At 49.5% G+C, this 11,116-nt stretch carries 6 protein-coding genes; 5 read left to right on the top strand and 1 reads right to left on the bottom strand.

Translation table 11 applies throughout. The features are described 5' to 3' along the window. The first annotated feature begins 13 nt into the window (after positions 1 to 13). The 4 genes from nrdA (at position 14) to LU290_RS04585 (ending at position 4,566) form a co-directional block, all read left to right on the top strand. Positions 14 to 2,290, top strand: coding sequence for a class 1a ribonucleoside-diphosphate reductase subunit alpha (nrdA, locus tag LU290_RS04600; protein ID WP_277809369.1), 2,277 nt, complete (start codon positions 14 to 16; stop codon positions 2,288 to 2,290). 88 nt (positions 2,291 to 2,378) lie between these two features. Further along, positions 2,379 to 2,711, top strand: a complete 333-nt coding sequence (locus LU290_RS04595) for a YbaB/EbfC family nucleoid-associated protein (protein WP_277809368.1) — start codon at positions 2,379 to 2,381, stop codon at positions 2,709 to 2,711. A 10-nt stretch (positions 2,712 to 2,721) separates the two neighbouring features. Next, entirely contained in the window at positions 2,722 to 3,315 is a 594-nt protein-coding gene (gene recR, locus LU290_RS04590) for a recombination mediator RecR (RefSeq protein WP_277809367.1), read from the top strand. 15 nt (positions 3,316 to 3,330) lie between these two features. Next, a complete protein-coding gene (locus tag LU290_RS04585) occupies positions 3,331 to 4,566 on the top strand; it encodes a ribonuclease D (protein ID WP_277809366.1) in 1,236 nt (411 codons plus the stop codon). A gap of 296 nt (positions 4,567 to 4,862) precedes the next feature. Here LU290_RS04585 and LU290_RS04580 read toward each other — a convergent pair whose 3' ends face one another. Then, positions 4,863 to 9,257: an NAD-glutamate dehydrogenase gene (locus LU290_RS04580; RefSeq protein WP_277809365.1), complete on the bottom strand. Its 4,395-nt coding sequence runs from the start codon at positions 9,255 to 9,257 to the stop codon at positions 4,863 to 4,865. Between the two features lie 301 nt (positions 9,258 to 9,558). On the opposite strand from LU290_RS04580, the gene xseA reads away from it, so the two are divergent. Continuing rightward, positions 9,559 to 11,112 (top strand): exodeoxyribonuclease VII large subunit, encoded by a 1,554-nt coding sequence (gene xseA / locus LU290_RS04575; RefSeq protein WP_277809364.1) that lies wholly within the window; start codon positions 9,559 to 9,561, stop codon positions 11,110 to 11,112. Positions 11,113 to 11,116: the final 4 nt, after the last annotated feature.

Genomic DNA, 11,116 nt, shown 5'->3' with positions numbered 1-11,116 from the left:
GAAAACTGCGTTCATGGTACACATTGACAAAATCCAAGTGACAAAAAGAGACGGCAGATCAGAGCCGATTGACCTAGAAAAAATCCACAAGGTCATCAATTGGGCAGCAAAAGGACTGACCAATGTCTCTGTTTCGCAAGTAGAATTAAAATCGCACATTCAGTTTTATGATGGCATCGCCACCAAAGACATTCACGAGACCATCATCAAGGCGGCTGCCGACTTAATCTCAGCCGACACGCCTGATTATCAATACCTAGCCGCTCGCTTGGCGATTTTTCATCTGCGTAAGATTGCCTATGGCGAGTACGAGCCGCCGCATTTGTTTGACCATGTCAGCAAACTGACCAACGCTGGCAAATACGACAAGCACCTTTTGGCAGATTACTCCAAGGCAGAATTTGACGAATTAAACGCCTACATCGAACACGAGCGAGACATGAATCTTGCCTATGCTGCCGTCGAGCAGATGATGGGCAAATATCTGGTGCAAGACCGTGTCACCAAGCAAGTGTTTGAAAGTCCGCAGTTTTTGTACATGCTGGTTGGTATGTGCTTATTTAGCAAGTACCCACAGGCAGAGCGCCTTGACTATGTGAAGCGTTTTTATGACGCCACTTCCAACTTTTATATTTCATTGCCAACACCGATCATGGCAGGCGTGCGTACGCCAACTCGCCAGTTCAGCTCGTGCGTGTTGATCGAGTGCGATGACAACTTAGACAGCATCAATGCCACCACCTCAGCCATCGTCCGCTATGTGTCGCAGCGAGCCGGTATCGGCATCAACGCTGGCGCCATCCGTGCGCTGGGTAGCCCGATTCGTGGCGGCGAGGCTCAGCACACAGGCTGTATTCCATTTTTTAAGATGTTCCAAGCGGCGGTTAAGTCTTGCTCACAAGGCGGTGTGCGAGGTGGGGCTGCGACCTTATTTTATCCCATGTGGCATCTGGAAGTCGAAAGCCTACTTGTCCTAAAAAACAACCGTGGCGTAGAGGACAACCGTGTGCGCCACATGGACTACGGCGTGCAAATCAACAAAACGCTGTACACACGCCTTATCCAAAATAAAGACATCACTTTGTTTTCGCCATCTGATGTGCCAGGCTTGTACGAGGCTTTCTTTGCCGATCAAGCCGAATTTGAACGCTTATACACCCTGTATGAGGCAGATCCAAACATCAGAAAGCGCACCATCGCCGCCCGAGAGCTGTTCAGTCTCATGCTGCAAGAGCGTGCCAGCACAGGTCGCATCTATGTGCAGAATGTCGATCACTGCAACACGCATTCGCCATTTGACCCAAGTGTGGCGCCAATTCGCCAGTCAAATCTGTGCATGGAAATCGCCCTGCCCACCAAACCGCTTGACAACATCAATGATGAAAATGGCGAAATTGCCCTTTGCACCTTGTCAGCGATTAATTTGGGCAAGATTGAAAATCTGACAGACATCGAAGAGCCTGCCGAGCTCATCGTGCGTGCGCTTGATGCTTTGCTGGATTATCAAGACTACCCTGTCGCCGCCGCCAAAAAAGGCAGCCTAAACCGCCGTACGCTGGGCGTGGGCGTGATTAACTTTGCTTATTATCTTGCCAAAAATGGCACTCGCTATTCGGACAATGCCGCACTAGGATTGACGCACCGCACTTTTGAAGCGTTGCAATACTACCTACTAAAAGCATCCAACAAGCTTGCCAAAGAGCAAGGAGCGTGTCCTTGGTTTGACCAAACCACTTATAGCCAAGGCATTTTGCCGATTGACACTTATAAGGCGGACTTGGACAGTATTTGCCAAGAGCCTTTGCATTATGACTGGGAGGCACTTCGCCAAGAGATTAAGACTCACGGTCTTAGAAACTCCACCTTGACCGCACTCATGCCATCAGAGACCAGCTCGCAAATTGCCAATGCCACCAACGGCATCGAGCCGCCGCGCGGACTGGTGTCGGTCAAGCAGTCCAAAGACGGTATCTTAAAGCAAGTTGTGCCTGATATTGAACGCCTAGCCAATCACTATGAGCTTTTGTGGCAAATGCCAAACAATGACGGCTACCTAAAACTGGTCGGCATCATGCAAAAATTCATCGACCAAAGCATCTCTGCCAACACCAACTACGACCCATCGAAGTTTGAGGGCAATAAAGTGCCGATGAAAGTACTGCTACAAGACCTTGTCACCGCCTATAAATTTGGTGTCAAAACGCTGTATTATCACAACACGCGTGATGGCGCCGATGACAGCCAAGGCGACATCGATGACGGCTGCGCTGGCGGTGCCTGCAAGCTTTAATCCGCCACCGAGCAGGCAAGCGCCTGCTTGGATTTTATGCCCCAATATGTGCTATAATACCAAAAATTTTTAATACAGGAATGACACCATGAATATCCAAGCGCTCATGCAACAAGCTCAAGCCATGCAAAAGCAAGTGGAAAAAAATGTCGAAGCCGCCAAAGCCAGCCTTGCCACCAAAGAAGTGCATGGCGAGGCAGGTAACGGTCTTGTTAAAGTCACCATGACTGGTCGCCATGTCGTCAAGCGCCTATCAATCGACCCAAGCTTGATGGACGATGAGCCTGACATGATCGAAGATTTGGTCGCTGCCGCCATCAATGATGCCGTACGCCAAGCCGACGAGCTTTCTGAGGAAGTGATGGCTGGTGCAACCACAGGCATGGGGCTGCCAAAAAGCATGCAGGGTCTGTTTGGCTAAGTGAGCTGCCGTGCTGACCCCAAATTTTGAACATCTGGTCAAAGAGCTGCAACATTTACCCGGCGTTGGGCAAAAATCCGCTCAGCGCATGGCTTTGCAGCTGCTCGCCAAAAAGCGTTTGCAAGGCATCAGTCTTGCCGAGGCGCTTGACAATGCCATGCGAAACATCGTCGAATGTCGTCATTGTCATTCATTCAGCGATGATGAGATCTGCCCCATCTGCGCCGACCCTCGCCGAGACGATAGCCTACTTTGCGTGGTTGAGAGCGCCTCGGATGTGATGGCGATCGAACAAAGCGGCGCTTACCGTGGCAAATACTTCGTCTTAGGCGGTCATTTGTCTCCCATTGATGGCATCAATGCTGACGATTTGCACATCGATGAGCTGATTTTTCGGCTAAAAAACGAGTTCATCACAGAGCTGATCTTGGCGACTGGGGCGACGGTTGAAGGTCAGACGACCGCTTTTTTTATCAACGACGCCGCCCGCCCCCATGTCGAGAAAATCACCCGACTTGCCCAAGGCATCCCCATCGGTGGCGAGCTTGAATATGTTGATAGCCTAACCCTGCACCAAGCCTTACAAAACCGTGCTTTTATCTAATTCATCTGATCTGACATGACCGACCTTACCACCCCTGCCGAACGCTTTGGCTTTTTCCGTGCCGATGGCATTGACCTTCATGCCCTAGATGAGCTGCCGACCGTTTGGGTGCGCAGCGAAGAAGAGCTGTATGCACTCATCGATGAGATCGATTCGATCGATGTCGTCGCGCTTGACACGGAGTTCATCAAACGCACCACTTATTATCCGATTTTGGCGCTCGTGCAAGTCAATACAGGTCGTGCCATTTATTTGGTGGATGCGCCCAAGTTGGACTTGACAGAATTTTGGCAAGCGCTCATAGAAGTGCCGACGATGGTGTGGTATGCATGTGGTGAGGATTTGGGCATTTTTTATTTACTTGCCAAAAACGCACCCCTAACCAACATTTTTGATGTGCAAATTGGCGTGGCGTATTTGACAGGGAAATTGCAAGCAGGATACAGCCAGGCGGTGAGTGAAATCTTGGGCATTGAGCTTGATAAGGGAGAAAGTCAGTCCGATTGGCTGGCACGACCATTAAGCCCAACACAAGAGACCTATGCCGCCAACGATGTGCGCTACCTGCTGGCGCTTTATCAAGCCGTCAAAGAAAAACTTGAACAAAATCAAGTGCTTAGCCAAACTTGTGAGGACAGCAATCTGTACGCCAAAGAGCTGCACGAGACCGCCAATTTAAGCGATGCGCTTTTATATTTGGAGTTTTACGCCCCAGAATACGACCGCCTACAAATGGGCGTACTCAAAGAGCTGGTGCTGTGGCGAGAGACGCTGGCACGAGCCATCAACGAGCCTAGAACCTTCATCATCAGCAGGCAAGCGCTGCGTGAGATCGTTGAGACGCTACCAGACAGCATCAAGCTACTCGCCCGAACCACCATCAACCGTGGTTCCCTGCGTAAATATGGCGATGAAATCGTGCGCATCATTCGTGAAGTCAAGTCTTGCCCAAGTAACGAGCTACCACCTTTGCCACCGCCCATCTACCGCAGCAAAGACAAGCCTTTTAAAAAACCGCTCGATCAAGCCATCAGCGAATACAGTCAAAGCACCAATATCCCAGAAAATCTGCTTTTGCGTGGTCGCTGGATCAATGACATGCTCATCATGATCGCCCAAGACGCCCCTGATGACCGCCTGCCTTTGGGTCTTCAAGGCTATCGCAAGGCATGGGCAAGCCAAACCCTACTTCCTTTGTTAAGAGAATATAAAGCACAAATTTTGGCAGGACTTGGGATGAAAACGCCTTAAACCAGCCTAAGATAAGCCCACATAACAGCAAAGCCATTCTTGCAAATATAAACACCTAATGAATGGCAAGATTACCGCAAAATTATGTGATGTCGCAGGTTGAGATTTTCTGAAAAACCCAATCAATTCAAAGATTTACGATAAAAATATTGGGTTACGCACCCCAACCCATATAAGTTGTATTGCTTTATCAATTTGGTAGATATGAATACACCAAAACTTTTGCAGCCGCCAAGATGACACAAAAAAAATCAGAACGCCAACAACGCTCTGATTTTTTGTTGATGACTCCACTCTTAGTCAAGATTTAGCGCAATCACTTGGGCGGATAATTTGGCAAACAGCTTGGCTGATGCTTTTGGCATACCTGCATTTTCTAGCTGCGCCTGATAGTCATCATCGACGCTGTCGGTGGCTACCAAGCTTGCGATTTGATTTGTCAATGTACTATTATCAACACCATCGTTTAATAGAGCAATCAAAATACCACTCAAATGCTCACGCATGGTCAATTCAACATCAAGCTGTAACTCTGCACTCACTTGGTTGTCCAGCGCTTCAAGCTCACTCCACAGCGCCTGCAAACCCAAAGCATCTCGTAGCATTGCATAGGCTTTTGTGATTTCATCGATCGCACGCCCCGTCTTTTGATGAATGTCAAACACCGTCTCAATGCCCAGACGATTCACCAGACCATTTGTCAGGTAAGTACTGATGATCTCACGGTGCAAGCGATGTTTTACCATCTCATCAAAATACGGCACTTCCAGCGCTTTTGGGAAGTATTTTTTCAGCTCATTTAAAAAGTAAGCATCATCCGCCAGCGAGCTTGAAAGCAGCTCATCATACACCCACATTTTGCCATAAGCAAAGAGCACCGCAAATTCAGGATTGGTCAGCCCAAGTCCTGATGCTTGGCGCGCCTTGATTTCATCATCGCTTGGCAAATACTCGATGGCACGATCCAGCCTGCCAGCACTCTCCAAAAACTGCATGATGCGCTGATGCTCGGGCAGCTTGTCAGGCGCTTGGCGGATTGACAATTCGATCGCTTGTGGCTGTAAGTAGTTTTGACGCAGCACCAGATTTGCCACTTCATCGGTCATACTTTCAAGCAAATCATTGCGCTGCTTGATGGTCATGTCATCTTTTTCAACGACCGCCCCAAGCAAGATTTTAATATTCACTTCATGGTCAGAGCAGTTCACGCCTGCCGAATTATCAATGGCGTCGGTATAAATGCGCCCACCTGCTTTGGCATACTCAATGCGCCCTTTTTGGGTGCAGCCCAAGTTACCACCCTCGCCGATGGCTTTGGCACGCACCTCGCTGCCATTGACACGGATGGCGTCGTTGGCACGGTCGCCAACATCAGCGTGCTCTTCATCAGACGCTTTGATGTATGTGCCAATGCCACCGTTCCAAATCAAGTCCACAGGGGCTTTTAGTAGTTTATTCAGCAGCTCATTTGGCGTCAAAGTCTCATCATGAATGTCAAAGGCTGCTTGCATTTGTGGTGTGATTGTGATGGCTTTGTCCGTGCGACTAAACACACCGCCGCCCTCGCTGATGAGACTTGGCTCATAGTCCGTCCACATAGAGCGTGGCAAATGAAACAGGCGCTCACGCTCAGCAAAGGAAGTCTTAGCGTCAGGATTTGGGTCGATGAAAATGTGCATGTGGTTGAATGCCGCTTGCAGACGAATGTTTTTGGATAATAACATACCATTGCCAAACACATCGCCAGACATGTCACCAATGCCCACCACCGTGATCTCATCACGATTTTGGATGTCTTTGCCCATCAAGCGGAAATGGCGTTTCACACTCTCCCACGCACCACGAGCGGTGATGCCCATGCCTTTGTGGTCGTAGCCTGCCGAGCCACCAGACGCAAAGGCATCTTGTAGCCAAAAGCCATACTCTGCCGACAGCGCATTGGCGATGTCTGAGAAGGTCGCCGTGCCTTTGTCGGCAGCCACCACCAAGTAAGGGTCATCTTCATCATGGCGCACGGTGTTGGCAGGTGGCACAACTTTGCCATCAATCAAATTATCAGTCAAATCAAGCAAGCCACGAATGAAAGTCTGATAGCACGCCACGCCTTCTGCCTGCCAAGTCTCACGATTGACCGATTTGCTGCGGTCTTTACACACAAAGCCCCCTTTGGAGCCAACAGGCACGATGACGGCATTTTTGACCATTTGCGCCTTGACGAGCCCCAGCACTTCGGTGCGATAGTCTTCCATGCGGTCAGACCATCTAAGACCGCCACGAGCCACCTTACCGCCACGCAAATGCACGCCTTCGATGCGGGGCGAATACACATAAATCTCAAACAAAGGCTTGGGCTTGGGCAGATGCGGAATCTGACTGGCGGCAAATTTAAAAGACACCCGATCTTTACGCACGCCTGCTTCATCACGCTGATAAAAACTGGTGCGAAGCAGCGCATGGATCAAATCCAAGAACCAACGAATGATACGATCTTCATCCAAACTTTCAACCAAAGAAAGCCCTGCATTCACCGCCTCTTGGGCGCTTGTGATGGCATATTGACGCTCAGGCACATCAGGTGACATCTTGGCATGAAACAGCGCCACAATCCGCTCACTCAAAGCAGGATTATTCACCAGCGCTGCATGAATGTAGTCGCTAGAAAATGGAGCACGAGCCTGCACCATATATCTTGCCAAAGCTCGCAAAATCAGCACCTCATGGCCGTCCAGATGCGTCGTTAAGACAAGCTCATTCAGCTTGTCTGATTCTAAGCGCCCTGCCCAAATCTCACGCAAACTCTCCTCAAACTGACGGCGCACCGCATCTAGGTCAATGCTGATGCCTTGGCGCAGTTTGAGCTTATATTCTTGTAGCCATAGGCTTAGGTGATTATCAAGCTTGAAAGTCTGAGCGCTTAATACCTGCACCCCAAAATTCTCCAAAATCGGCAGCACATGCGACAGTATCGACGGCTCACCCTGTCCATACAGTTTTAAAGTCAGTCTGTCCGCCCCCTCGCCCACAGGCTGATACAGTCGCCATGCCATCGGATTGGTCTCATTGATGGCAAGCAAACGCTTGGTGTCGGCAGCTGCCGTATGCGCATCGTAGCGCTCTTTATATGCCGCAGGTATGAAGTCGCCATAGTCACGCATGATGCGATTTGCCTCGCTTTCACCCAGCTCTTCGCCAAGCACTTTGACATACTCATCCGACCAGTCTTGCATGAGCGCTGCAAGCTTATTTTCCAAAGCGATGACATCCACTGCCTTGATTTTTCCTGGCGTGGTGCGCACATGGATATGCACACGAGCATGGTGCAGCTCATTAAATTCGGTGGTAAAGTTTGATGACACACCGCCATAACTTTCGGTCAAAAGCGCTTGAATTTTGACACGCAGCTGGGTATCAAATTTATGGCGTGGCACATACACCAGACACGACACGAAACGCTGATAATGATCGATGCGAGCAAACAGACGCAGACGGTTTTTGTCTTGTAGCTGACTGATCGCCACCACCATCGGATACAGCTCATCGATGCCCGCCTGAAACAAATCATCACGGGGCAGTGTGTTGATGATGTGGGCAAGCTTTAAATGGCTGTGTCCATTTTTTGGCAGTCCAGACATATCAAGGATTTGCTTGGCTTTTTCACGCAAAAGCGGAATGCTGCCAACCTGAGCATGATACGCCCGAGAAGTCAAAAGTCCGACAAAGCGATATTCGCCGATGAGCTTGCCTGACTCATCGTATTTATGAATGCCCAAAAAATCCATATAAACAGGACGATGAATGGGCGACTCATGCCGAGACTTTGACAATAAAATCACCCGTGGCGCACTCAGCAGCGCTTTGAGCTTGGCAGGCAAGCGATCAAAACTCTGTGAAATCTGATCCTCTTTGGCGCCACGCAGCACACCCAAGCCACTACCGCCCACCGAGTACAGCTTAGCATCCTCGCCAAGCCCCTCAAAGCGATACTCTCGAAAACCCATAAAGATAAAATGCTCGTCACCCATCCAATCCAAGAAATCAAGCACCTCTGATTTGGAATGGTGCGTGCTTGGCACAGGCATGTCTGCCATCTGAGTGCGAATGGTGCAAAGCTTATCACGCATGAGCGTCCAGTCTGAGACGATGACATCAAGCGTATTGATCGCAGACAGCAAGGTTGCGTGAATCTCCCCCAGCGTCTTTTCGTCCTGACGGGCAATCTGGCAATGCAGCAGCGAATACTGCTGAGCGATGTCTGCGCCACTTTCATCCGTCGCCATGATGTCGATGAGATCGCCCTGCTCGTTGCGTGCGACTTTGACGATGACATTATGAATGCGCTTGACCGAAACGCCAAGTCTTTCAAGGCTCATCAGCATGGTGTCGGTCAAAAACGGGCGATCCAGAACCGCCATCTGAATCACACTGTCTTTACTGGCAAAATAATGCTCGTCGCTGACAGGATTGATTACAGACAGGCGTGGGTTTTGTCCGTTATGATGTTTTAGCAGGCTAAAATGATGCAGCGCCATACCACAAAGCTTGGCATCATCAGTCGTGGCGGCGACATCGTGCGGCAAGTGCTGATAATAAATGCGGATGAATTTTTGTAACATTGTCGCATTCTCATGGCTTTTGTCGCAGGCGATGGCAGCGATGTTTGAGATGCGTTCTTGATCGATGGTGAGATTCATGGTGGTTATTCCGTAGTTCGTTATACTTTTGATTGGCAAACATGCAAGGCGGCAATCACAACCGCCAAGCCTGTTTGTAAAATCATACAAGCTTAAATGCCAATTAGCGCATAAATTAACCGAACATTTGCACAAACACAAATGGGAAATTATTGTTTAGTTATCATAAAAATCTATAAATAGACTTTTTTTATGCTAATTTACTTATAAATCCACCCAATCTTTTTGGCAAATCGTCAAATCATTTTCACAAAACCCAAGCTTATGATATAGTAGCGGATATTTTTAATATAAGCACATCATGAACCCAACAGCCAAACGCATCGCAGATCTTGCCCAGACACTCTACACCCCAGATGACAAGGTCGATGAGCTGCACGCCAAAATCCTTGCTGAGATGGACGAGCTGAGCGACCAAATGGACACGCAAAGCACCCTGCAAGGCGCAGAGCTGTCACTGAGCGACTATTTGACGGCGGTCAAGATGGTCATTTCTGATACTTTTGATCATGAAGTCTGGGTGCGTGCCGAGGTGCGTGCTTTGTCGTCCAAGGGCGGTCATTATTATTTTGAATTGGCAGAAAAAGACGACAACGACCAGATCGTCGCCAGCTGTCGTGGCACGCTGTGGCGTTATAAAGCACCGAGCATCTTGGCGAAATTTCACACGGCGACAGGACGAGAGCTACAAGCAGGCACCAGCATTCTCATCAAGGCCGCTGCGTCATTTCATGCTCAGTATGGATTTAGCATCAACATCAGCGACATCGACCCCACCTACACGCTGGGCGAGCTTGCGGCGGCGTATCATGCCATGCTCAAACGCCTGCACGACGAGGGATTGACGACGCTTAATAAAGCCCTGCCCACCCCTTTTGACATTCGTCATGTCATCGTCATCGCCCCAGAAAGTGCCGCAGGTTTGGGCGATTTTCGCCGTGAAGCAGACCGACTTGAACAAGCAGGCGCTTGCACATTTCATTATCATCACGCCACCTTTCAAGGCAATCATGCGCCCGATGAGATACGGGGCGCCATCACCAAGAGCATGGCGGAGTTTGCTAAGCGTTTTTTACATTTGCCAGATTTGATGGTCATCATTCGTGGTGGCGGTGCGGTGGGTGATTTGGCGTATCTGAACGATTTTGAGCTTGCCGCACTCATCGCCGAACAGCCTATCCCTGTGTGGGTGGGCATTGGTCATGAGCGTGATCGGGTACTGCTTGATGAAGTGGCGCACACACGCTTTGACACGCCATCCAAGGTCATCGCAGCCATCGAGCGGCAGCTCATCACCATCACCCAAAACGCCAAAGACGCCATGCAGCACATTCAAATGAGCAGTCAAGCCAAGCTCACCTTTGCCAAAAATACCAGCGATCACGCCATGAAGCAAAGTCAAGCAGCGGCACTAAAATTGGTACAGCTTGCCAAAAAAGACAGCCAAAATCTCATGAGCACCACCAAAATCTTAGCAAAACATCAGCTGGATCAACAAAAAACTCACAACGCTCATCTCATCAGCCAAAGCCAGACGCACGCGACGGCTAAGCTGTCTCATGCCAAATCCAAGACGGCAAATCTGTTTTCTCGGCACAAAGTCGCCAAGACCAAGCTTGTGCTGATGCGTGAGCATTGCAAGCATTTGCAAAGCCTGATTTTAATCCAGCACCCTGCCAAGACACTCGCCAAAGGCTATGCACTTGTCTATCAAGATGGCAAGATCATCTCATCAGCCCATGATGCCAAGCCCGAGCATGACATTTGTATCAAGTTTCATGATGGCAGCGTGCAAGGCAGCATTCATGGCAAAACCAGCAATAAAAACGAGCAGCTTGACAATCAAGACAAATAGCCAC

The organism is Moraxella nasibovis, assembly GCF_029581575.1.
Taxonomy (GTDB): Bacteria; Pseudomonadota; Gammaproteobacteria; order Pseudomonadales; family Moraxellaceae; genus Moraxella; species Moraxella nasibovis.
This window is presented reverse-complemented; position numbering and strand designations above follow the sequence as displayed.

Coding starts and splice junctions, on each gene's coding strand:
- nrdA (WP_277809369.1), top strand. CDS start 14: ATGGTACACATTGACAAAATCCAAGTGACAAAAAGAGACGGCAGATCA.
- LU290_RS04595 (WP_277809368.1), top strand. CDS start 2,379: ATGAATATCCAAGCGCTCATGCAACAAGCTCAAGCCATGCAAAAGCAA.
- LU290_RS04585 (WP_277809366.1), top strand. CDS start 3,331: ATGACCGACCTTACCACCCCTGCCGAACGCTTTGGCTTTTTCCGTGCC.
- LU290_RS04580 (WP_277809365.1), bottom strand. CDS start 9,257: ATGAATCTCACCATCGATCAAGAACGCATCTCAAACATCGCTGCCATC.
- xseA (WP_277809364.1), top strand. CDS start 9,559: ATGAACCCAACAGCCAAACGCATCGCAGATCTTGCCCAGACACTCTAC.